The 22,618-nt window shown below is 69.0% G+C and carries 22 protein-coding genes and 1 tRNA gene; 15 read left to right on the plus strand and 8 right to left on the minus strand.

Going from position 1 to position 22,618, the window contains the following annotated elements:
* The first annotated feature begins 33 nt into the window (after window positions 1–33).
* The 5 genes from D0Z60_RS10095 to D0Z60_RS10115 all read left to right on the plus strand — a co-directional run bounded on the left by D0Z60_RS10095 (window position 34) and on the right by D0Z60_RS10115 (window position 5,788).
* Window positions 34–591, plus strand: coding sequence for a DUF4402 domain-containing protein (locus D0Z60_RS10095; RefSeq protein WP_118858116.1), 558 nt, complete (start codon window positions 34–36; stop codon window positions 589–591).
* A gap of 127 nt (window positions 592–718) precedes the next feature.
* Window positions 719–1,270 (plus strand): DUF4402 domain-containing protein, encoded by a 552-nt coding sequence (locus tag D0Z60_RS10100; RefSeq protein WP_162888195.1) that lies wholly within the window; start codon window positions 719–721, stop codon window positions 1,268–1,270.
* Window positions 1,271–1,461: 191 nt separating this feature from the next.
* Entirely contained in the window at window positions 1,462–2,010 is a 549-nt protein-coding gene (locus D0Z60_RS10105) for a DUF4402 domain-containing protein (protein ID WP_118858118.1), read from the plus strand.
* 183 nt (window positions 2,011–2,193) lie between these two features.
* Window positions 2,194–3,006, plus strand: coding sequence for a fimbrial biogenesis chaperone (locus D0Z60_RS10110; protein ID WP_118858119.1), 813 nt, complete (start codon window positions 2,194–2,196; stop codon window positions 3,004–3,006).
* Window positions 3,007–3,031: 25 nt separating this feature from the next.
* Window positions 3,032–5,788, plus strand: a complete 2,757-nt coding sequence (locus tag D0Z60_RS10115) for an MSCRAMM family protein (RefSeq protein ID WP_118858120.1) — start codon at window positions 3,032–3,034, stop codon at window positions 5,786–5,788.
* A gap of 30 nt (window positions 5,789–5,818) precedes the next feature.
* Here D0Z60_RS10115 and D0Z60_RS10120 read toward each other — a convergent pair.
* Window positions 5,819–5,905: transfer RNA gene (locus D0Z60_RS10120), tRNA-Leu, on the minus strand.
* Window positions 5,906–6,062: 157 nt separating this feature from the next.
* Between D0Z60_RS10120 and D0Z60_RS10125 the strand changes: the two genes are divergently transcribed.
* Entirely contained in the window at window positions 6,063–6,296 is a 234-nt protein-coding gene (locus D0Z60_RS10125; RefSeq protein ID WP_162888196.1) for a hypothetical protein, read from the plus strand.
* On the opposite strand, the gene D0Z60_RS10130 is transcribed toward D0Z60_RS10125, so the two are convergent.
* Window positions 6,297–7,079 (minus strand): zinc-ribbon domain-containing protein, encoded by a 783-nt coding sequence (locus D0Z60_RS10130; RefSeq protein WP_118858122.1) that lies wholly within the window; start codon window positions 7,077–7,079, stop codon window positions 6,297–6,299. It abuts the gene before it with no gap.
* Window positions 7,080–7,218: 139 nt separating this feature from the next.
* Here D0Z60_RS10130 and ftsE point away from each other — a divergent pair, with 139 nt between their 5' ends.
* Genes ftsE through D0Z60_RS10150 form a run of 4 tightly spaced genes read left to right on the plus strand, consistent with a single transcriptional unit; the run spans window position 7,219 to window position 10,053 of the window.
* The gene (gene ftsE / locus D0Z60_RS10135; RefSeq protein WP_118858123.1) at window positions 7,219–7,929 is read left to right on the plus strand and encodes a cell division ATP-binding protein FtsE; all 711 of its coding nucleotides are present in this window, start codon (window positions 7,219–7,221) and stop codon (window positions 7,927–7,929) included.
* On the plus strand, window positions 7,926–8,801 hold the full coding sequence (locus tag D0Z60_RS10140; protein WP_118858124.1) for a cell division protein FtsX: 876 nt from the start codon (window positions 7,926–7,928) through the stop codon (window positions 8,799–8,801). The genes ftsE and D0Z60_RS10140 overlap by 4 nt, the downstream gene beginning before the upstream one ends.
* Window positions 8,798–9,331 carry a YdcF family protein gene (locus tag D0Z60_RS10145; protein ID WP_118858125.1) on the plus strand — a complete coding sequence of 178 codons (534 nt, stop codon included), beginning with the start codon at window positions 8,798–8,800 and terminating at the stop codon, window positions 9,329–9,331. The genes D0Z60_RS10140 and D0Z60_RS10145 overlap by 4 nt, the downstream gene beginning before the upstream one ends.
* Entirely contained in the window at window positions 9,316–10,053 is a 738-nt protein-coding gene (locus tag D0Z60_RS10150; RefSeq protein ID WP_240325613.1) for a lysophospholipid acyltransferase family protein, read from the plus strand. The genes D0Z60_RS10145 and D0Z60_RS10150 overlap by 16 nt, the downstream gene beginning before the upstream one ends.
* Window positions 10,054–10,082: 29 nt before the next feature.
* Here the strand turns inward: D0Z60_RS10150 and pheT are convergent, their stop codons facing one another.
* Window positions 10,083–12,434, minus strand: coding sequence for a phenylalanine--tRNA ligase subunit beta (gene pheT / locus D0Z60_RS10155; RefSeq protein ID WP_118858126.1), 2,352 nt, complete (start codon window positions 12,432–12,434; stop codon window positions 10,083–10,085).
* The gene (gene pheS, locus D0Z60_RS10160) at window positions 12,431–13,501 is read right to left on the minus strand and encodes a phenylalanine--tRNA ligase subunit alpha (protein WP_240325614.1); all 1,071 of its coding nucleotides are present in this window, start codon (window positions 13,499–13,501) and stop codon (window positions 12,431–12,433) included. Before pheS ends, pheT begins: the two co-directional genes overlap by 4 nt.
* Before the next feature lie 71 nt (window positions 13,502–13,572).
* Here pheS and D0Z60_RS10165 point away from each other — a divergent pair, with 71 nt between their 5' ends.
* Window positions 13,573–14,481, plus strand: coding sequence for a DUF5996 family protein (locus tag D0Z60_RS10165; RefSeq protein WP_118858127.1), 909 nt, complete (start codon window positions 13,573–13,575; stop codon window positions 14,479–14,481).
* On the opposite strand, the gene D0Z60_RS10170 is transcribed toward D0Z60_RS10165, so the two are convergent.
* A complete protein-coding gene (locus D0Z60_RS10170) occupies window positions 14,478–15,881 on the minus strand; it encodes a helix-turn-helix domain-containing protein (protein WP_118858128.1) in 1,404 nt (467 codons plus the stop codon). The two genes, D0Z60_RS10165 and D0Z60_RS10170, sit on opposite strands and share 4 nt — an antisense overlap.
* A gap of 137 nt (window positions 15,882–16,018) precedes the next feature.
* Between D0Z60_RS10170 and aceA the strand changes: the two genes are divergently transcribed.
* The 3 genes from aceA to aceB are packed head-to-tail and all read left to right on the plus strand — an operon-like array spanning window position 16,019 to window position 19,070.
* Window positions 16,019–17,296 (plus strand): isocitrate lyase, encoded by a 1,278-nt coding sequence (aceA, locus tag D0Z60_RS10175; RefSeq protein WP_118858129.1) that lies wholly within the window; start codon window positions 16,019–16,021, stop codon window positions 17,294–17,296.
* Window positions 17,297–17,310: 14 nt separating this feature from the next.
* On the plus strand, window positions 17,311–17,505 hold the full coding sequence (locus D0Z60_RS10180; RefSeq protein WP_118858130.1) for a DUF4170 domain-containing protein: 195 nt from the start codon (window positions 17,311–17,313) through the stop codon (window positions 17,503–17,505).
* The gene (gene aceB, locus D0Z60_RS10185; protein ID WP_205421055.1) at window positions 17,502–19,070 is read left to right on the plus strand and encodes a malate synthase A; all 1,569 of its coding nucleotides are present in this window, start codon (window positions 17,502–17,504) and stop codon (window positions 19,068–19,070) included. The genes D0Z60_RS10180 and aceB overlap by 4 nt, the downstream gene beginning before the upstream one ends.
* Before the next feature lie 58 nt (window positions 19,071–19,128).
* Here aceB and rplT read toward each other — a convergent pair whose 3' ends face one another.
* The 3 genes from rplT to D0Z60_RS10200 form a co-directional block, all read right to left on the minus strand.
* Window positions 19,129–19,509 (minus strand): 50S ribosomal protein L20, encoded by a 381-nt coding sequence (rplT, locus tag D0Z60_RS10190; RefSeq protein WP_118858132.1) that lies wholly within the window; start codon window positions 19,507–19,509, stop codon window positions 19,129–19,131.
* Window positions 19,510–19,521: 12 nt separating this feature from the next.
* A complete protein-coding gene (gene rpmI / locus D0Z60_RS10195; RefSeq protein WP_118858133.1) occupies window positions 19,522–19,725 on the minus strand; it encodes a 50S ribosomal protein L35 in 204 nt (67 codons plus the stop codon).
* 134 nt (window positions 19,726–19,859) lie between these two features.
* Complete coding sequence (locus D0Z60_RS10200) at window positions 19,860–20,795, minus strand: ribose-phosphate pyrophosphokinase (protein WP_118858134.1); 936 nt, start codon at window positions 20,793–20,795, stop codon at window positions 19,860–19,862.
* A 116-nt stretch (window positions 20,796–20,911) separates the two neighbouring features.
* Here D0Z60_RS10200 and D0Z60_RS10205 point away from each other — a divergent pair, with 116 nt between their 5' ends.
* Window positions 20,912–22,555 carry an NAD+ synthase gene (locus tag D0Z60_RS10205; RefSeq protein WP_118858135.1) on the plus strand — a complete coding sequence of 548 codons (1,644 nt, stop codon included), beginning with the start codon at window positions 20,912–20,914 and terminating at the stop codon, window positions 22,553–22,555.
* Window positions 22,556–22,618 lie beyond the last annotated feature (63 nt).

The raw sequence follows: 22,618 nt of genomic DNA on the forward strand, positions 1-22,618 counted from the left end.
GCTGCGCCGCCGGAAGTGAAGCGCGGCTTAACCATGTTTTCACATCCGCCCAATAGGCTCGCCATCATGCCCGGCCCGCGCCTTGCCCTGATCCTGCTTGTCGGAGCGCTTGCCGCGTTTGCCGATCCGCGCGCTGCGGGTGCCCAATGCCGGCTGTGCGAGGCGCCGGATCTCACTGTACCCGAGGGCGCCGAGCGGCCGCCACTCGAGGTGACGATCGACACCGACCTCGATTTCGACCGGTTGCTGCTCGCCACCACCGGCAGCGGCACGGCCCGGCTCGCGCCCGACGGCACTCGGCTGGCGAGCGGCGCGATCGCCTCGATCGGCGGCCGCGCCGTCGTCGCCCGCGTGCTGGTTCACGGGGCGCCAGGCCGAGCCGTCTCGGTCGACCTTCCCGCGCGCGTCGAGATGATCGGCATGAAGGGCGGGATGCTCATCATCGAGCGGTTGATCAGCGACCTGCCGGACGATCCCAAGCTCGATTCGAACGGCGAGCTGGCGTTCCGCATCGGCGGCGAACTGTCGCTGGATGGCGAGGCCGACGGCGAATATCGCGGCAGCCTGCCGGTCGCCGTCGACTACCTCTGAATTGGTGAACGCGGCGGTAACCATAGCTCACAGCAAAGCCGTAAGCGGTTGCGGTTAACAGGGCGGTACGGATGACGGGCCCCAGGGTTCGGCCAGCCGACGATTTGGAACCTGTGGGGAAATGAACATGATCAAGCTTCTCAAGACGACGGCGCTGGTCGCCGCTACCGGCCTCGCCTTCACCGCCACCCCGGCGCTCGCCGCCGACGGCAACCCGGCCACCGCCACCGGCACCGGCAAGGTCCGCATCCTCCAGCCGCTGTCGATCGACGCGACCGGCGGCCTGCTCGACTTCGGCGTGCTCGTGAAGGGCACGACGGTCGTCGCTGCCAACTACTATGACTTCACCGTGAGCACCGCCGGCGCTTTCTCGCCGTGCGATACCAACTGGGCCTGCTCGGCGACCAAGAGCGCCGCCGACTTCACCGTCAGCGGAGCGGCCGGCGAGAGCGTTCAGGTCACCATCGACGACACCGTCGACCTGGATGGCAGCGGCGCCAACGATTATCTCGACGTCGACCTGGTCCTCAGCGGCGACGGCGACAACGACAGCGACGCGACCTACGTGCTGACTGGCGGCTCGGCTGACTTCAGCGTCGGCGGCACGCTGACCGTTCGCGGCGACGTTCCGACCGGCACCTACACTGCGCCGTTCAACGTCTCGGCCGAATATCTGTAAGCCATATCGTCGGCTTCCCCCACGGGGGATCGAAAGGGCGGGGAGGAAACTTCCCACCCTTTTTCGTTGCGCAGCGCCGAATGCTTAACGCGCCGCTAACCATGTTCGCGCGCACTTCTGCAACCATGTCAGGGTTAATGGACCGCTTACCTTAGCGCCGAAGTGGCGCGAATTATCGGGGAAGTGAATCCATGCGCCTCGCTCTTGCCTTCGCCGCGCTCAGCGCCGTTGCCTTCAGCCCGGCCTCGGCCCAGGCCGCCACCGCCACGGCCACCGCCAAGGCGAATGTCCTCAAGCCATTGCAGATGACCGGCGGCGGGACGGTCGACTTCGGCACCATCGTGACGCCCTCGGCGGCGACGTTCAGCGGCACCTTCACGATCGACGCGGCGGCGGCGCAGACCTCGACCTTCTGCGCCAGCGGCTTCGCCTGCAGCGGCACCCGCGCGGCGGCGATGTTCAACCTCCAGGGCTCGAACAACGCCAACATCACGCTCAACGTGCCGACCACCGTCACGCTGACTCTGCAGGGCGCGACCGGCACCCCGCCGACGCTGATCTTCACCACCCGCAACAGCGTGTCGGCGACCAACAGCGGGACCGGCAATTACACCATCCAGCTGCCCAACTCGGGCCAGCCGGGCCGCGATTTCTACGTCGGCGGAAGCGTCACCATCAACCAGAGCACGGCCGGCGGAAGCTACCAGGGGACGTTCACCGTCACTGCCGACTATCAGTAGCGCGTCTACCATTCGGCCGGATCGGGCGTGGCGTCGCTGCCGCGCCCGTTTTCGCGTCTGGGTCCCAGGCGCCTGCGAGGCCGATTATCCGCCCGTTGAGCGAGGATGGTTAGGAGGATGCTAACCATTTTGGACCAAGGTTCTCCCGAACCGCCAAGGGGCGGAGGAGGGGAGAATTTCGTGATGCGCGCATTTCGTTCGCTGGCGCTGGCCGCCGGTCTCATCGCCAGCCTGGCCGTGGCCCCGACCGCGACGGCGGGAGTGGGCGACCTGCTGGTCGCTCCGACCCGGGTCATCCTCAACGGCGGCCGAGGCACCGAGATCATCCTCAAGAACGTCGGCGACGCCACCGCCACCTATCGCGTTTCGGCCGAATTCCGGCGCATGACGCCCGACGGCCGGTTGGCCGCGGTGGCCGAGCCCAATGGCGACGAGAAAGCGGCCGAGGAGATGGTGATCTTTGCGCCGCGCAAGGTTACCTTGCCGCCCGGCGAGCCCCAGTCGATCCGCATCTCGGCGCGCGCGCCGGCCGGCCTCGCCGACGGCGAATACCGCATCCATCTGTTGTTCCGAGCGATCCCCGACCCCAAGCCGGTCGGTCAGCCGGCCCAAAGCTCGACCGTCGCCTTCCAGCTGATCCCGATCTACGGGGTCACCATCCCGGTCATCGTCCGCCTCGGCAAGGTCGAGGCCAAGGCTGCGATCGCCGACGTCCGCCACGTCACCGGCAAGGACGGCGAGGGCGTCTCGCTGACCCTGTCGCGCAGCGGCAACCGCTCGCTGTTCGGCGAAGTCCGCGTGCTCAAGGCCGGGGTCAAGGATCCGGTCGCGATCGCCAAGGGCGTTGCCATCTACCGCGAAATCGACCGGCGCAGCGTCGCCGTGCCCCGCGCGCCGGGCTATTCGGGCGCGCTGAGCGGCCCGGTCACCGTGCAGTTCTACGAGACCACCGACAGCGGCGCCGTGCTCACCGCCGAAACGAGCGCGGTCCTCTAGGGGAGGCGCGGGACGGACCACGCCGATGCGGGTCATCCGCCACTGGTGGAAGGCGCTCGCCGCACTCTTCGTGCTGGTCGGCGCGGGGACGATGACGGTTGCCTCCGCGCCGCCCGGCGACGGCTGGCGCGCGGACCCGGACGAACAATATCTGCTCGACGTCACCCTGCGCCGACTCAAGCTCGGCGAGGGGGTGCGTGCTTATGTGACGCCGTCGGGCCCGTGCCTGGTGTTCGGCGACTTCCTCACCGCACTCGACGTGCCGATGAAGGTCGACCTCTCTGCCGGACGCGCCAGCGGCTGGGCGTTTTCCGAAAAGAACCAGCTGCTTATCGATAAGACGGCAGGTGCGGCGACGATCAATGGCAAACGCGAATCATTTGCAATAAACACCGTCCGCGATACGCCCGAGGGCTGGTGCGTTGACTCCGCGGCGCTTGAAAAATGGTTCGGGCTCAAGCTCGACGCCAAGACCGGCATCTCCCTGCTGGAAGTCGGCAGCGAGGCCAAGCTTCCGGTCGAGCTCGCTGCCGAGCGCCGGCTTCGCGCGGCGCAGCTCAAGCGCAAGGCCTCGATCGACACCGCCGGCCTGCCCCGCGTCCGCCTGCCCTATCGCCTGTGGCGCGCCCCGACGCTGGAATTCATGGTCAGTGCCGGCGCCACCTACAGCGCGTCGAGCGGCGTGAAGCTCGACCGCTCGACCGCGCTCGCCGGGGCCGGCGAAATCGCCGCCATGTCCTACTCCTTTCGTGTCAGCGGTACCGCCAAGCGCGCGATCGATACCGTCCGCGCGCTGATCTACCGCTCGGACCCCGACGCCAACCTGCTTGGCCCGCTACGTGCCACCCATGTCGCCTTGGGCGACGTCGAAGGCGCGCGCAGTGGCCTTGGCGGCACCGGTGCGGTCGGGCGCGGCGCGATCGTCACCAACGAACCGCTGACTCACCGCTCGAGTTTCGACCGCACCAGCTTCTCGGGTGAACTGCCGCCCGGCTGGGACGCCGAGCTCTACCGCAACGACAGCCTCGTCGCCTTCGCCGACGGCGCGACCGGCGACGGCCTCTACCGCTTCGACGATGTCGAACTGCTTTACGGCGAGAATCGCTTCGAGGTCGTGCTCTACGGGCCGCAGGGCCAGGTGCAGCGCCGGGTCGAGAATGTCGGCGTGGGCCAGGACAACGTTCCCAAGGGGCAATTGTGGTATTGGGCCGGGGTTCGCCAACCCAACATGCCGGTGTTGTCCTTCGGCGCCCGCCCGGCGGCCGGCGACGCTCTGGATGCCGAGGCTGCGAGCACGGCGCCCGAAGCCGCGCTCGAGGTCCGCTACGGACTGTCGAAGCGCCTGTCGGTCGGCGCGCTCGTCCGATCGCTCGAGGTGCAGGACGAGCGCGTGACCTATGCCGAAGGCTCAGTGCGCTATTCGATCGGCCGCGCGATCGGCGAGGTTGCTGCCGCGCGCGATACCGCCGGCGGAACCGCGGTGCGCGCACAGATCGCTACGAAGGTCGGCGCGGTCAGCGTCAACGCGGCGACCTTTTGGACCGATCGCTTCGTCGCCGCCGCCGCCGACAATGGCTCGGCGGTGAAGGCCGAGCATCGCCTCGGGCTCAACGTGCCGCTCAAGCTCGGCAAGGCCAGCCTACCGTTGAGCGGCGACGTGCGGCTTAGCGAGCGGATCGACGGCAGCCGCGAGATCGACGCCGCGGCGCGCCTGTCGACCCGCATCGGCCGCTTCAATCTGGCCGGGGAGACCAATATCCGGCGCCAGCTCGGTTCGTCTCCCGACGGCTCGGCACGCGCGGACCGGGTTGATGCCTCGCTGATCGCTTCCGGCTATGTCGGCCGGGTGCGGCTGCGCGGCGGGGCGAGCTGGAAGGTCGAACCGGAACGCCGCTTCGACCGCGCCGAGCTCGCCGCCTTCTGGTCGGCCGGGGATACCACCGATCTCGAGGCCGGAGTCGCCTACACCGCCGACAACCGCCGCCTGCGCGGCCGGGTCGGTTATATTAAGCGGCTCGACGCCTTGTCGTTCGCGGTCACCGGCGAGGCGGCCAGCGACGGCTCGGTCGCAGCCGGAGTCAGCGTCAATTTCGCGATGGACCCGTTCCATGGCGGTTGGCGCCCGACCCGCCAGAAGCTGGCCACCACCGGCCTGGTCAAGGCGCGGGTGTTCGAGGACCTCAACGAGAACGGCCGCCGCGATGCCGATGAGCCGGCCGCCGCCGACGCCTTCGTCACGACCGGCATGAAGCTCGCCGAGCGGCCGACCGGCAAGGACGGCACGGTGCTGGTCGGCGGGCTTGCGCCCTACGTCCCGGTGGCGGTCGGGATCGACCAGTCGAGCCTGGCCAATCCCGCGCTCGCGCCCGCCAAGCCGGCGCAGATCGTCGTCCCGCGCCCCGGAGTCGACGCGACCGTCGACATCGCGCTCGTCGGCGGCGGCTCGGCCGAGGGCTTTGCGGCCAAGGCCGACGGCAGCGACTTTGAGGGGCTGGAATTGCAGCTGGTCACGGCCGATGGCGAGGTCGTCGCGACCGCGATGAGCGACATCGACGGCTATTTCCTGTTCGAGCGCGTGCGCTACGGCAGCTACCGGCTGCGGCTCGCCCCGACAACGGTCAAGGCGATCGGCGCCAGCGCGGATCTTGGCGTGGGGGTAACGATCGACCGCGCGAAACCGCTGGCGCGCATCGGTGCTGTTCGTGTCGGCCGCTCGGGCGATCTCGCCGCAGCTGCACCGCCGGGCGAGGCGGCGAAGTCGTCCGGCACGACTTTGCGCTGATCTGCCAGCTTGCAGAACGATGGGTTCTGCTGGTGCGGTCGAGAAGACTCGAACTTCCACGTCCTTTCGGACACAACGACCTCAACGTTGCGCGTCTACCAGTTCCGCCACGACCGCATCGTGAAAAGCGGCGAGGAACACCCCCACCGCCCTGGCAAGGCGGCGCCTCTAGCAAAGCCCGTGCGCCCACGCAACGGCGCAAAGATCGCTCCATTTTGGGGCAAAGTGTTAAAGGCGGTTAACCTTTTGTGCGGTCCATGCATTCATGGCCGCGATGCTGAGCCTTTTTCTCTCCGCTGCGCTCGGCGCGAGCGCTCCGCAACCGGACAAGTCACGTCCGGCGTGGGTCGGCGCGCGCGCCGAAGCTCGGGTCGCGGTGCGCATCGTCGCCGGGGCGAAGATCGCCGCCGGCGAGAAGCAAAGCCTGGACGTGCCGCCGCTCAGCGATAGCCAAATCCGCACGCCTTCGGGGAACGTCGCCGCCGCGCGGCTGGTCGAATTCCAGTAATCAGCCGCCGGCGCTGACGAGGCGCAGGCGCAGATATTTGCCGCCGTCGGGAACCCCCATCTCGGCGCTGTGGAACATCGTGCTGTCGTTGGGCGAAAGCGTCTCAGCCGGCGGGGCGATAGTCCACCGATAGAGCACGGTCTGCTTGTTGTCGGCGAGGAGTTCCGCCTGCAGCGGCGGCACACGTTGGCTTTCACCCGTCGGATTGACGATCCGCCCGCTGACCGTGAACAGGTCGTTGCCGCTTTCCAGGCGCTGGCGGGTCTGGCTTAGCCCCATCACCTGCAATTCGCTCGCGCCCCCGGCAGCCAGGCCGACGCGCGCCTTGAGGCTCGCCGGAGCGAGGAACCAGAAGGCAACGGCGGCCAGTGCGGCGAGCAGCAGCGCGCCGACCACCCAGCGCCACCCGCGCCGCGGCTCGTCGACCGGCTCGTCGTGGAAATCGGGCTCGAACTCGACCCGCTCCTGCTCTTGTACGTACGGTTCGGGCGCGGGCGGCGCAGCCTCCACTGGCCAATGGCCGGCTTCATCCACGGTTTCGGCAGTGGCGATCGGCTCGGGCTGGCTGATCACGCTGGCGTCGGGATCGGCGACCGGCACGGACTCGGGCGCGGTCTGTTCGTCCGCGGCAGAGGCCGGCGCATCCGCAGCTTCCGGACCCGCCTCGGCTTCCTGGTGCCAGCTTGCCTTGCACGCGGCGCAGCGCACCTTGCGCCCGCCGGGCGGGATCGAGCCGTCCTTGACGACATAGGTGGTGCTGCATTCGGGACAGGTCAGGATCATGGCGGCCGCGCGAACCCTCCCGGTAGTGGTCGAACCTGCGTAAACAGCAAGTCGCAATCATTGGCAAGGCGCGCCCCTTCGTGCCACTAGCGGGGCAAGGCGCGGCGGCTGGCCGCGGACGGCGTGGTGGGGGAGCGTGGTGTCGGCGATCGTCGAGTTTGACCGGGTTGGGCTGCGCTACGGGACCGGCGCCGAAATCCTGTGCGACCTTGACTTCCGCCTGCAGCGCGGCGGCTTCTATTTCCTCACCGGGCCGTCGGGCGCAGGCAAGACCTCGCTGCTCAAGCTGCTCTATCTCGCCCAGCGTCCGACCCGCGGCCGCTTGCGGCTGTTCGATTCCGACCTCGCCGACCTCGACCGCTCTGAGCTCCCCGCCTTTCGCCGGCGCATTGGCGTGATCTACCAGGACTTCCGGCTGGTCAGCCATCTCTCCGCCTTCGACAATGTCGCGCTTCCGCTGCACATCGCCGGTGCGGCCGAAGAGGACATTGACGGACCGGTGCGCGAAATGCTCGCCTGGGTCGGGCTGGCCGATCGCTCGAGCGCGCGCCCGGCGACACTGTCCGGCGGCGAGCAGCAGCGCGTCGCCATCGCCCGTGCCGTCATCGCCCGGCCCGAGCTGCTGGTCGCCGACGAGCCGACCGGCAACGTCGATGCCGACATGGCCAAGCGCATCCTCTATCTGCTCGGCGCGCTCAACCGCCTCGGCACGACGATCATCGTCGCCACCCACGATCTGTCGCTCGTCGCCGCGACTCCCGGCGCGCATCTGATGCGGCTCGACAAGGGGGCGCTGGTCGACCCGACCGGGGCGCTTCGCCACCCGCCGCCGGCCGAGGCCGCACGATGATTGGCGCACTCATCGCGGCCTCGCCGGCCGAGCGGCGGATGCTCGGCGGGACCCAGTTCAAGGGGCCGACCCCCTATGTTCTGGCGATCATGACCTTCGTGATGGTGGTGATCGCCGCTGCCGGGCTCGCGCTGGCCGGTGCGGCGCGGGTCTCGGCCGCCGCCGCCGACAGCCGCTTTTCGGTCCAGGTCGCAGGCGGCGCGGAGCGGCAGTCCGAAATCGCCGCGACCCTGCGCGCCACGCCTGGGATCGCCGCCGTCCGGCCGGTTGCGCAAGGCGACATGCGCGCGATGCTCGAGCGCTGGCTCGGGCCGGAGGGGGCGGCCGCCGACCTGCCGCTTCCGGCGCTGGTCGACGTCGACCTCGCGCCCGGTGCCGACCCCGCGGGGATCGGTACCCAGATCGAGCGCCAGATCGCTGGCGCGCAGTTCATCGCCCACCGCGAGGCGCTTGCCCCGCTGACGAGGGCGCTCCGTTCGCTCGGCCTGATTGCCGTCCTGCTCGTCCTGCTGGTTGCCGCCGCCACCGCCGCCGCGGTCGTCCTGGCGACGCTCGGCGCGCTCACCGCCCAGCGCTCGACGATCGACGTGATGTACGGGATCGGCGCCACCGACGCCCAGATCGCGCGCCTGTTCCAGCGCCGGATCGCGCTCGACGCCTTGGCCGGCGGGACGGCGGGCGCGGTGTTGGCCGGGATCGTCCTCTTGCTGCTCGCCGGAACGCTCGGCGGATGGAGCGAGGGCTTCGGCGGAGCGGCGCTGCTGCGCCCGGTCGACATCGCCTTGCTTGCCTTGCTGCCGATCGCCGGGACGCTGCTCGCCACGCTCGTCGCGCGCCAGGCGGTGCTGCGCTCGCTTCGGGAGCGGCTATGATCGTCCGCCTCGGGTCACTCCTAATTATCCTCTACGGGCTCGGCTTCGTGCTGTTCTCGGTCACCCTCGGCACGCCCGCCCCAGCGGCGGTGCGGACCGAAGCGATCGTCGCCATCACCGGCGGCGAGGGGCGGATCGAGCAGGGCATCGCGATCCTCGCCGAGGAGCGCGGCAAGCGCATGCTGATCGCCGGCGCCGACCCGGCGGTCACGAAGCGCGACCTCGTGCGGCGGCTCGGCGGCAAGCGGCGGCTGGTCGACTGCTGCGTCGACCTCGGCTCGGAATCGGTCGACACCCGCTCCAACGCCGAGGAAGCCAGGCGCTGGGTCGAGCGGCGCGGCTACCGCTCGATCCGGCTGATCACTAGCGACTGGCACATGCGCCGTGCGTCCTACGAATTTCGCCGCCAGTTCGACAAGGATGTGACCATCGTCCCCGATGCGGTGCGCAGCGAGCCGCGCTTCGTCACCTTGTTCGGCGAATATAACAAATACATCCTCCGGCGGCTGGCGGTATGGCTCGACATCTGATGGCGCTGTTCCGCTCGCTCCTGTTCAACCTGCTGTTCTACCCCGGCACGCTGATTCATTGCGTCGCAGTCGTCGCGGTCAGCCCGATCGGCGAGGGTCCGGTCCAGGCGGTGGTCCACAGCTGGTCGCGGATGCACTATTGGCTGGTCCGCCGGATCGTCGGCATTCGCTTCGAATGGGACGGCGCGATCCCGCCCGGGCCACACCTCATCGCGGTCAAGCATGAATCGATGGTCGAGGCGATCGACACGCTGCGCTTCGCCGACACGCCGGTCGTCGTCCTCAAGCGCGAGCTCGCCTACATCCCGTTGTTCGGCTGGGTCACGCGACGTTATGGCGTCATCCCGGTCGACCGCGAGGCCGGGGCGAAGGCGATGCGCGAACTGATCGCGCTCGGCAAGAAAGCGATCGCCGACGGCCGCCCGGTGATCATCTTCCCCGAAGGCACACGGGTGCCGCGCGGCGCGCAGCCGCCCCTGCGCTCCGGCTTCGCCGGACTTTACCGCGTGCTCGGCCTGCCGGTCGTCCCGATCGCGCTCGACAGCGCCCGGGTGTGGCCGCGCGGCTTCGTCAAGCATCCCGGCGTGATCCGCTTCAAGGTCGGCGAAACCCTCCCGCCCGGCCTCAAGCGCGAAGAGATCGAAGCCCGCGTCCACGAAGCGATCAACGCCCTAAATCCTCCCCGGAACGGGGAGGGGGACCAGCCGAAGCCGAAGGCGTAGGCTGGTGGAGGGGCCGGCGAAGCCGGGGCCTAGCCCCGCAGCTTCGCCCCAAGCTTCTCCGCCGCCGCGACGACCCGCGCCGACACCGCCGCAATCTCCGCCTCGGTCAGCGTCGCCTCGCTCGGCTGAAGCGTGACCTCGACCGCCAGGCTCAGCCCGGTCTCGCCCTCATAGCAGTCGAACAGCCGTGCGTCGGCGATGAGCGCCTTGTCCGCGCCCTTGACCGCGCGCACCAGCGCGTCGGCGGAAAGTTCGGGCGGCACCCAGAAGGCGAAGTCGCGGGTGACCGGCTGGAGCACCGGCGGCGCGAATGCCGGCCGCGCCCGCCCGCTCGCCCGAGGCGCGGGGACGGCATCGAGATAGATGTCGGCCGCGACCGTGCCCGCTGGGAGGTCCAGTGCGCGGGCGATCCGCGGGTGAAGTTCGCCGAACGCTGCAAGCACGGTCTTGCCCAGGCCGAGCGTCGCCGACCGGCCCGGATGCCAGGTTTCCCCGGCGTTCATCGTCAGCTGCAGATTGCCGACCGGCGCGCCGGCCGCCTCGAGGATCGCCAGCGCCTCGGCCTTGGCGTCGAACGCGTCGAAGCCCTGCGCCTTGCCCGAGCGCCAGTCGCGCGGCGCCTTGTCGCCGGCCAGCAGCAGCGACAGCGTCGGCCGCTCGCCCTCAGCCAGGTAGCGTCGCCCGACCTCGAACAGCCGGACGCTCGCCGCGCCGCGGTCGAGGTTGCGCCGCGCCGCCGCCGCCAATCCGGGCAAAAGCGACGGGCGCATCGCCTTCATGTCCTCGCTGATCGGATTGGCGAGTGAATGCGCCGCGCCACCAAACAGCGCCGCCTCTCGTTCGGCGATGAAGCTCCAGGTCATCGCCTGGTCGAGCCCGCGCGCCGCTACCGCGCGCCGCACCCGCCGCTCGACCATTTGTGCGCGGGTCGCGACGGGCTTTGCCACGCCGTCTGGCCGCGGCAGCGGGGTCGACGGCAGACGGTCGAGCCCGACCATCCGCACGACTTCCTCGACCAGGTCAGCGGTGCCGTCGACATCGCGCCGCCAGCTCGGGACGATCGCCTCGCCGCCTTCGAGCCTGAACCCCAGCCGCTCGAGAATCGCGACCTGCTCGGCCTCGGCGACCTCGATCCCGCCGAGGCTCGCCACGCGATCGGGCCGGAACGGGACTCGGCGCTCGGCCACCGGCGGCTCGCCCGCGCGCACGGCCCGGCTCGCTTCGCCGCCGCAATGCTCGAGGATTAGCCCGGTGAGGATCGCCAGCCCGTCGTCAAGGAACGCCGGGTCGACCCCGCGCTCGAAGCGCGACCGCGCATCGCTGGTCAGGCCAAGCGCCTGGCCGGTGCGCGCGATCCGCTGCGGGTCGAAAAAAGCGATCTCCAGCAGCACGTCGCCGGTGCCGTCCTGCACCCCGCTGTGCGCCCCGCCCATGATCCCGGCGATGTCGTGCACCCCCGCATCGTCGGCAATGACCGTCATCTCGGGGCTGAGCACATAGTCCTTGTCGTTGAGCGCGGTGACCGTCTCGCCGTCCTGCGCCCGCCGCGCCACCACCGCTCCGCTCAGCGTGGCCAGATCATAGGCGTGCGCCGGCCGTCCAAGGTCGAGCATGACATAGTTCGTGAGGTCGACCAGCGCCGAGATCGGCCGCTGCCCGGCCGCCTTGAGCCGCTGCTGCAGCCAGTCGGGCGACGGCCCGTTGCGCACCCCGCGGATGACCCGCCCGAAGAACGCCGGACAGCCTTCCGGGTCGTCGGTGCGGATCTCGACCGGGCAGTCGAAGCTGCCCTCGACATTCGGCACCGCGAGCGGCTTCAGCGTCCCCAGCCCGGCCGCGGCCAGGTCGCGGGCAATGCCGCGCACGCCCATGCAGTCCTGGCGGTTCGGCGTGATGGCGACGTCGAACACCGGGTCGTCAAGCCCGGCGAAGTCGGCGAAGCTCGTGCCCACCGGCGCGTCGGCGGCGAGCTCGATGATGCCGTCATGGTCGTCGCCCAGCTCGAGCTCGCGGCTCGAGCACATCATGCCGTTCGATTCGACCCCGCGGATCGCTGCTTTCTTCAACGTGAAGCCGCTGCCCGGCACATGGGTCCCCGGACCGCCGAACACGCCGACCAGGCCGGCCCGTGCATTGGGCGCGCCGCACACCACCTGGAGCGGAGCGCCGTCGCCGGTGTCGACGCTGAGCACCTGCAACTTGTCGGCCTGCGGGTGCGGCGCCGCGCTCACGACACGAGCGACAACGAACGGCCGCAACGCCTCGGCCGGATTGGCGACGTCCTCGACCTCCAGCCCGATCGCCGTCAGCTTGTCGGCAATCGCCGTCGCGTCCGCCGACGTCTCGAAGTGTTCCTTCAACCACGACAGGGAGAACTTCACGCGCCCACTCCCCCGCTCAGCGTCGGCACGTCGAGGAAACCGAAGCCGTAATGCTTGAGCCACCGCAAATCGCCGTCGAAGAAGGCGCGCAGGTCGTCCATGCCATATTTAAGCATTGCCAGCCGATCGACCCCGGTGCCGAACGCAAAGCCCTGCCATTCCTCGGGGTCGAGCCCGCAGGCGGCGATGACGCGCGGATGGACCATGCCGCTGCCCAGCACCTCCATCCAGCCCTCGCAGCCGCCGACCACGCGGCGCCCTTTTTCCATCGACCAGCCGACATCGACCTCGGCCGACGGCTCGGTGAACGGGAAATAGGACGGGCGCAGGCGAAGCACGACGTCGTCGCGCTCGAAGAACGCCTTGAGGAAGGTCTCGAGCGTCCACTTGAGATGGCCCATGTGGATCGCGCGGTCGATCACCAGCCCCTCGATCTGGTGGAACATCGGCGTGTGGGTGGCATCGCTGTCGCTGCGATAGACCCGCCCGGGCGCGATGATCCGGATCGGCGGGGAGCCCGCCATCATCGTCCGGATCTGCACCGGCGAGGTGTGCGTGCGCAGCACTCGGCCGGTATCGCCCCCTGCCCCGGACCCCGACCCGGGAGCGACGTAGAAGGTGTCCTGCATCGCCCGCGCCGGATGAGCTTCGGGCATGTTGAGGGCGGTGAAATTATGCCACTCGTCCTCGATTTCCGGCCCCTCTGCGACGGCAAAGCCGAGGTCGGCGAATATCTCGGTCAGTTCGTCCATCACCTGCGCCACCGGGTGGATCGTGCCGCGCGGTGTCGTCGCAGCGGGTAGTGACAAATCGAGCCGCTCGGTTGCCAGCCGCCGCTCCAGCTCGGCCGCCTCGAGCGCTGCCTTGCGCTCCGCGATCGCCGCCGTCACCGCCTCGCGCTCGGCGTGGATCGCCGGCGCCTCGCGGGTCCGCGTCTCGGCATCCATCGCGCCGAGCGACTTCAGCCGCGCGGTTATCGCGCCCGACTTGCCAAGCGCCGCGACGCGTAGCTCGTCGAGCGCCGTCAGGCTCGGCGCGGCCCCTATCTTGTCGAGCCATTCGGACATGGGCGCGGCCTTAGCCGCCAACATCGGCAGCGTCATCCCCCTCGCCCGCGCTTCGTGGTACAGACGGGCGCATGCAGCATTGGCCCGAGCTTTCCCATGCGCGCGACGGCGAGACCTTCGCGCTCCTTCACCTCGCCAGCCAGATGCTGGGCAAGCTCCGCGTGGCCCACGCGCCGTGGGTTAATCACGGCTGGCACGCCACGCTTCACCCGGTCGCCGAGGGGCTGGCGATCGAGCCGATCGAGACCGCCGCCGCCTGCTTCTCGCTCACCCTGGACCTCGCCCGCCACGCCATCGTGCTCGCTACCGACGAGGGCGAGCGCGATCTGCTTCCGCTCGATCTCGGCAGCGTCGCCGCGCTTCACCGCATGCTGGTCGAGATGCTCGGCGCCCACGGCCTGCCGAGCGATTTCCACGGCAAGCCCAACGAGGTCGAGGGCGCGGTGCGCTTCGCCGACGACAGCGCGCCGCGCCGCTACGACCCGGACTCGGCGCTCCGGCTCCACGCCGCGATCGCCTCGATCACCCCGGTGTTCGAACGTTTCCGCGCCGGCTTCGTCGGCAAGTGCAGCCCGGTGCATCTGTTCTGGGGCAGCTTCGACCTCGCCGTTACGCGCTTCTCCGGTCGCGCCGCGCCTGAGCATCCGGGCGGAATCCCCGGCCTGCCGGACCGGATCACCCGCGAAGCCTACAGCCACGAGGTGTCGAGTGCGGGCTTCTGGCCGGCCGGGATCGTTGCCGCCGAGCCGATCTTCTACAGCTATGCCTATCCCGAGCCGCCCGGCTTCCGCGACGGCGACGCCGCCCCGGGCCGGTTCGATTCCGCGCTCGGCGAATTCGTCCTGCCCTACGCCGACGTCCGCGCCGCGCCCGATCCCGACGCCATGCTGCTCGACTTCCTCGAGCGCACCTATGCCCTCGCCGCCGACCTCGGCCAGTGGGACCGTGCCGCGCTGGAACGGGCTCCGGTCGCGCCCTAGCCGGCGACGAACGGGTAGGGCGAGATCGTCTTCCTCGTCCGGTCGACCGCCAGCATCCGCCCGGCCGGCGGGGTCGCGCGATAGCCGCAGTCGATCCGCGGGCAGATCGCGCAGGCCGGACCGACCGGGGTGACCGGCGCGCGCTCGAGGTCATAGCCCTCGGCGCACGACAATTTGTGGGCATGGGCGATGTCGCAGCCCAGCCCCACCGCCAGCAGTCCGCCCGACAGGTCCGACTTGATCGGCCGGTCAATGGTTCGCGCGACAGTGAAATAGCGGTGGCCGTCGGGCGTCTCGATCAGCTGAGTGACGACCTGGCCGGCGGCCTGGAACGCGGCGTGGAGGTTCCACCGCGGGCAGGTCCCGCCGAACCGGCTGAACGGGAATTGGTCGCCGGCGTAGCGTTTGGAGATGTTCCCGGCCGGGTCGACGCGAAGCATGAAGAACGGCACGCCGCGCGCCCCCGGCCGGCTCAGCGTCGTCAGACGGTGCGCAATTTGTTCGACATTGGCGCCGAACTCGCCGCACAGCCGGTCGATCGAATAGCGCATCGCCTCGCACGCCTTCAGGAAGCGGCCATAGGGCATCATGATCGCCCCGGCGGCGTAATTGGCGAGGCTCATGTGCAACAGTTGGCCGATGCCCGGGTCGGGCGGCGCGGCCTCGGCCACCATCCGCTCTAGCAGCGGCGCGAATTCGGCGAGCGCGAGCTGGTAGGCGAGCGCGAAGGTGCGGTTCTCGGGCCGCAGCTGCGAGGAGATCAGGAACAGCCGCCGGTCGGCATCGAACAATTGGCTGACATTGCCCAGCTCGCCCTGCGACACGACCCGCGCCGAGATCCCCCACGCGTCCTTCAGCCGCCGCCGGAGCGGCTCCTGCATCGACAGCGGATCGCTCAGCGCCCCGCCCAGCGTTTCGGCCGCTTCCTCCAGCGCCGGATAATGGTTGCGATGCTGCTGGATATAGTCGCGCACCCAATTCTCGGGCGTGACCAGCGCGCGCGCGTCGCCGCCGGCGGTCAGGCTCGGGCTTCGCGCACTCTCCTTCAACGCCGCATAGAGCCGCGCCACCGCGTCGGCCACCGCCGGTGAATTGTGCGCCAGCTCGGTCAATTCGTAGCGCGGCACCCCGAGGTCGGCGAGCAGCGCGTCGGAGAAGATTTCCGCCAGCTCATCCGGTCCGGTCCGGGTCCCGCCCCCGGCCGCAAACGACCGCACGTCGACGTCGTACAATTCCGCCAGCTTGAGCAGCAGCGCCGCCGTCACCGGCCGCTGGTTGCGCTCGAGATGGTTGAGATAGCTCGGGCTGATGCCGAGCGTCGCCGCCATGTCGGTCTGCGACAAGGCGCGGTCGCGGCGCAGCCGGCGGAGACGGTGGCCGAGGAAGAGCTTGCTGGACATTTCCCAAGGACTGTCAATCTCGCCCAAGCATCACAAGTCAATTTGTGACAACGCCACCCTTTTTGCCGGTGCGTCTGCCGTCGCCGCGTGTTGGACAGGCGAGGAATTTCCAAGGCCCGATGCGGAGCACGACACCGATGACAAGTTTTGACCAGCTGATCCCCGCCCCGCCCGGCCGCTTCGACGGCATCGAGCGGCCCTACGATGCCGACGAGGTGCTTCGCCTGCGCGGCTCGATCCCGGTCGAGCACAGCCTCGCCCGCCGCGGTGCGCTGCGCCTGTGGGAATTGTTGAAGCGCAACGAGCCGGTGCGGGCGCTCGGCGCGGTCACCGGCAACCAGGCGATGCAGATGGTCCGCGCCGGCCTCGACGCCATCTATCTCTCCGGCTGGCAGGCCGCTGCCGATGCCAACACCGCCGGCGCGATGTACCCCGACCAGTCGCTCTATCCGGCCAACACCGGCCCGGAGCTGGCGCGGCGGATCAACCGCACGCTCGCCCGAGCCGACCAAATCGAGCATCTCGAGGGCGGCGCGAAGCGCGACTGGTTCGCGCCAATCGTCGCCGATGCCGAGGCCGGCTTCGGCGGACCGCTAAACTGCTTCGAGATCATGAAGGCCTATATCGAGGCCGGGGTCGCCGGGGTCCATTTCGAGGACCAGCTGGCGAGCGAGAAGAAGTGCGGCCACCTCGGCGGCAAGGTGCTGATCCCGACCCAGGCCGCAATCCGCAATCTCAGCGCCGCGCGGCTTGCCGCCGATACCTGCGGGGTGCCGACCGTGCTGGTCGCCCGGACCGACGCCGAGAGCGCCCGGCTGATCACCTCCGACATCGACGAGCGCGACCGCCCCTTCCTTACCGGCGAGCGCACGCCGGAAGGCTTCTTCCGCTTGAAGGACGGCACCGGGCTCGACCATTGCATCGCCCGCGGGCTAGCCTTCGCGCCCCACGCCGATCTTTTGTGGTGGGAGACCAGCCACCCCGACCTCGACGACGCGCGGACCTTCGCCGAGGCGGTGCACAAGCGTTTTCCCGGCAAGCTGCTCGCCTACAATTGCTCGCCCAGCTTCAACTGGAGGGCCAAGCTCGACGAGGCGACCATCGCCAAGTTCCAGCGCGAGCTCGGCGCGATGGGCTACAAGTTCCAGTTCGTCACCCTCGCCGGCTTCCACAGCCTCAACCACGCGATGTTCACATTGGCGAGCGGTTACCGCGACGAGGGCATGGCGGCCTATTCGCGGCTCCAGCAGGCGGAGTTCGACTCGGAGGCCGCCGGCTACACCGCGACCCGCCACCAGCGCGAGGTCGGCACCGGTTATTTCGACGCCATCGCCAGCGCCGTCTCGGGCGGCCAGGCGTCGACCGTCGCGCTCAGCGAATCCACCGAAACCGCGCAGTTCGTCGCGGCCGAATAAAAAGGAGAATGCACATGGCCCGCAGATATTGGGTGCTCGGCGGCGAATATCGCGACTGCCGCTTCGACGAAGTCGTCCCCGGCACGGAGGAAATCTCCGGCCCGTTCCCGGACCTCACCCGCGCCCGCACCGAATGGACCCGCCTGTCGTTCCGCGACCGGCTGGCGGCCACCACTCGCTACGTCATCACGCAGGAAGCGCGCGCTTGAGCACGCTGCTCGAGCGGCCGCGCGCCACGGTCGCGCCAAGCGCGGTCGACGGCGCCGGCGACATACTGACGGCCGACGCGCTCGACTTCCTCGCCGCGCTGCACGAGCGGTTCGATGACCGGCGCAAGGACCTGCTCGCTGACCGCGCCGTGCGCCAGCAACGCTTCGACTCCGGCGAGCTGCCCGACTTCCCAGCCGAAACCCGCGCCATCCGCGAGTCCGACTGGACGGTCGGCCCAATCCCCGCCGACCTTCAGGATCGGCGGGTCGAGATTACCGGCCCGACCAACGCCAGGATGGTCGTCAACGCGCTCAACAGCGGCGCGCGCGTGTTCATGGCCGATTTCGAGGACGCCACCGCGCCCCTGTGGAGCGAGCTCGTCCAGGGCCAGGTCAATCTGCGCAACCGCTGGCTCGGCCGGCTCGACTTCACTGACCCCGCCAGCGGCAAGCATTACGCCTTGCGCTCCGATCCCGCCGTGCTGATCGTCCGCCCGCGCGGCCTCCACCTCGACGAGCGCCACGTGGTCATCGGCGACGCCCCGATCGCCGGCGCCCTGTTCGATTTCGGCCTCTACCTGTTCCACAACGCCCGCCCGGCGCTCGACGCCGGCTCCGGCCCCTATTTCTATTTGCCCAAGCTCGAAAACCGCCACGAAGCGGCGTGGTGGAGCGACGTGCTCGCCTTCGCCGAACAACGGCTCAGCCTCGCCCGCGGCACGATCAAGGTCACCGTGCTGATCGAAACCCTCCCCGCGGCGTTCGAGATGGACGAGATCCTCCACGCGCTGAAGGACAATATCGTCAGTCTCAACTGCGGCCGCTGGGACTATATCTTTTCCTACATCAAGCGCCTCGGCCGCTCGCCCGACCGGCTGACGCCGGACCGCTCGGCGATGACCATGGATCGCGCCTTCCTCGCTGCTTATTCGCTCCGGCTCATCGCCACCTGCCACCGCCGCGGCGCCTTCGCGATGGGCGGCATGTCGGCCTTCATTCCCGTCAAGGACGACGAGGCCGCCAATGCCGCCGCCTTCGCCAAGGTGCGCGCCGACAAGGAACGCGAGGTCGCGAACGGCCACGACGGCACCTGGGTCGCCCACCCCGCGCTGGTCCCGGTCGCGCTCGAGGCCTTCGCGGCGATGGACGGCCCGAACCAGTTGGCGAAGGTCCCCGACCGCATTCCCGGCCGCGAAGAGATGCTCGAGCTCCACACCGGCCCGCGCACCGAGGCCGGGATTCGCGAGAACATCCGCGTCGCCATCCAGTATATCGCCGCCTGGCTCGGCGGCCGCGGCGCGGTGCCGCTCTACAATCTGATGGAAGACGCCGCCACCGCGGAAATCTGCCGCGCCCAGCTGTGGCAATGGCTCCGCTTCGAAGCGCCGATCGACGCCGGCCGCCACTTCACCCGCGACCTGTTCGAACATTGGCACCAGGAGGAAGTCCTCGCGCTGGGCGACCTCCCCCACCTCAAGGACGCCGCCCGCCTCCTCTACCAGCTCGTGACCGCCAACCGCTTCGAGGAATTCCTGACACTCCCGGCAGGCCGGCTGATCGACTGACACGAAAAGGGCGCCGGGATCGCTCCCGACGCCCTTGTCTGATCTCGTCCGCTTGGGCTTACGCCGCTTGCTTGACGTCGTCCTTCGGCAGCGCGGCTTTCGCCTGGGCGATGATCGCCGAGAACGCTTCCGCCTCGTGCATCGCGATGTCGGCCAGGACCTTCCGGTCCAAGTCGATGTTCGCAAGCTTAAGCGCGTGGATGAACTGGCCGTAGGTAAGCCCCTCGGCGCGCACCGCGGCGTTGATCCGCTGGATCCACAAAGCGCGGAAGCTCCGCTTCTTCACCTTGCGGTCGCGATAGGCATACTGCCCGGCCTTCTCGACGGCCTGGCGGGCGATCCGGATCGTGTTCTTGCGGCGGCCGTAATAGCCCTTCGCATTGTCCAGGATCCGCTTGTGCTTGGCGCGCGTGGTAACGCCGCGCTTGATTCTTGCCATCTCTTCCGCTCCCTACTTCAGGCCGTAGGGCGCCCAGCCCACGACGCGCGCCTTGTCGGCGTCGCTGAGGACTTCGGTGCCGCGGTTCTGGCGGATATATTTCGAATTGTGGCTGATGAGGCGGTGGCGCTTGCCGGCCACACCGTGCTTCAACTTGCCGGTCGCGGTCACGGTGAAGCGCTTCTTCACCCCGCTTTTGGTCTTCAGTTTGGGCATTTTCGTCTCCTTGAAGCGCCTCTTCGGACGCGACGTTATCCAGTCGCCACGGCATGCCTTTCGGCCGGGCCACTGGTCTTCCAATGATTTGGAAAGCGGGCGCGCCTATAGCAGAGGTGCGTCCGAAGGCAAGGTCAGTCGAACAGCGAGCTGACCGAGCTTTCGTCGGCGATCCGCGCGATCGCCTCGCCGAACAGCGGCGCGATGGTCAGCCGGCGGATCTTGCCGCCCGCTTCGTCGGGCTCGCCCGGGTAGATGCTGTCGGTGACGACCAGTTCGGTGAGCTCCGATCCCTCGACCCGCGCCGCAGCCGCGCCGGACAGCACGCCGTGGCTGCAATAAGCGACGACTTCGGTCGCGCCCTGCTGCTTCAGCGCGGCGGCGGCATTGCACAGCGTTCCGGCCGAATCGACGATGTCGTCGACCAGGATGCAGCAGCGCCCGTCGACGTCGCCGATGATGTTCATCACTTCCGATTCGCCGGCGCGGTCGCGGCGCTTGTCGACGATCGCCAGCGGCGCATTGTCGAGCCGCTTGGCCAGGCTGCGCGCCCGCACCACGCCGCCGACGTCGGGCGAGACGACCATCAATTCCTTGTTGCCGAGCTTGTCCTTGATGTCCCCGGCCATCACCGGCGCGGCCCACAGATTGTCGGTCGGGATGTCGAAGAAGCCCTGGATCTGGCCGGCGTGGAGATCCATCGTCAGCACCCGGTCGGCGCCGGCGGTGGTGATGAGGTTGGCGACCAATTTCGCTGAGATCGGCGTGCGCGGCCCCGGCTTGCGGTCCTGCCGGGCGTAGCCGAAATAAGGCACCACCGCGGTGATCCGTTTGGCCGAGGCGCGCCGCAGCGCGTCCATGCAGATTAGCAATTCCATCAGATTGTCGTTGGTCGGGAAGCTGGTCGACTGGATCACGAACACGTCCTCGCCGCGGACGTTCTCATTGACCTCGACGAACACTTCCTCGTCGGCGAAGCGGCGCACGCTGGCCTCGGTCAGCTCCATCCCGAGATGGGCCGCGATCGCCTTGGCGAGCGGCAGGTTGGAGTTGCCGGCAAGCAATTTCATGACTGTTCGATCCCCCGAGGCGCGGTTCGGCCTTAGCTACCTGCCGGCGGTCCCGTAAACAGTCCGTTCGCCTCCGAGCCTGTCGAAGCGCGGTTTTTCTTTCTAAGAGGTTGGCCATGACCGACCGCCTGACCATCGCGCTCGCCCAGTTGAACCAGCGCGTCGGCGATCTCGACGGCAATGTCGCAGCGATGCTCGAATGGCGCGGCAAGGCCAGGGGCGCCGACCTCATCGTCGTCCCCGAGCTACAGTTGACCGGCTATCCCCCCGAGGATCTCGTCCTCAAGCGCGAGTTCGTGCGCCGCGCGATGGAAGCCTCCGAGCGGCTGATCGATTCCACCGCCGACGGCGGCCCCGCGCTGCTGTTCGGCTCGCTCCATCACGAGGAGGGCCGCGACTACAATGCCGTGCTGCTCGCCGACGGCGGCAAGCTGGTCGCCCGCCGCTTGAAGCACGAGCTGCCCAATTACGGCACGTTCGACGAGAAGCGGGTGTTCGCCTCCGGCCCCTTGCCGGACCCGGTCGAATGGCGCGGGGTCAAGCTCGGCATCCCGATCTGCGAGGACATCTGGCTCGAGGCGGTGTGCGCCCACCTCGCCAAGTCCGGCGCCGAGCTGCTGTTGGTCACCAACGGCAGCCCCTACGAGCTCGACAAGGACGACCTGCGCCAGCGCCTGGTCCGCCAGCGCGTGGTCGAGACCGGCCTTCCGTTGGCCTACGTCAACCGCGTCGGCGGTCAGGACGAATTGGTGTTCGATGGCTCCAGCTTCGTCGTCAACGACGATGGCGAGATCGCGGTGCAGATGCCCGACTGGGACGAGGCGCTGTGGCTGACTGAGTGGGAACGCACCGCCAACGGCTGGCGCTGCGCCACCAGCCGCCACCACAGGCTCAGCCCGTTTCCCGAGGATATCTATTTGGCAATGGTCGTCGGGCTGCGCGATTACGTCGTCCGCAACCGCTTCCCCGGGGTGATCCTCGGCCTCAGCGGCGGGATCGACAGCGCGCTCAGCGCGGCGGTGGCGGTCGACGCGCTCGGCCCGGACAAGGTGTGGGGCGTGATGCTGCCGAGCAAATACACCTCGGACACCAGCCTCGAGGATGCCGCCGAGAACGCCCGCCTGCTCGGCTGCCGCCATGACGTCATCCCGATCGTTCCCGCGGTCGGCGCGCTCGACCGAATGCTCGACGATCCCCAGGGCCTCACCGCCGAGAATATCCAGGCGCGGCTGCGCATGGTGACCCTGATGGCGCTGTCCAACGCCCACGGCCACATGCTACTCACCACCGGCAACAAGAGCGAGATGAGCGTCGGCTACGCCACCCTCTACGGCGACATGGCGGGCGGCTATTCGGTCCTCAAGGACGCCTACAAGACGACCGTCTTCGCGCTCGCCCGCTGGCGCAACGCCAACAAGCCCGCGGCGCTGCTCGGCCCCGACGGCCCGGTTATGCCGCAGCGGATCATCGACAAGCCGCCGACCGCCGAGCTTCGCCCCAACCAGAAGGACGAGGACAGCCTGCCGCCCTATCCCTTGCTCGACCGCATCCTCGAGGCGCTGGTCGAGCACGAACAGTCGGTCGCCGAGGCTGCTGCCGCGACCGGTGCCGCCGAAGCGCTGGTGGCCGATATCGAAAAGAAACTGCTGCGCGCCGAGTACAAGCGCCGCCAAACCCCTCCCGGCGTCAAGATCGGCCCGCGGAACTTCGGCCGCGACCGCCGCTACCCGATCACCAACGCTTTCCACACCGGGGATTGAGCCGGTGCGTGTGCTTCTCGCCTTTCTGCTGCTCGCCGCCTGCGCCCCGCCCGCGCCGTCGCC

This window comes from Sphingomonas mesophila (genome assembly GCF_003499275.1).
Taxonomy (GTDB): domain Bacteria; phylum Pseudomonadota; class Alphaproteobacteria; order Sphingomonadales; family Sphingomonadaceae; genus Sphingomicrobium; species Sphingomicrobium mesophilum.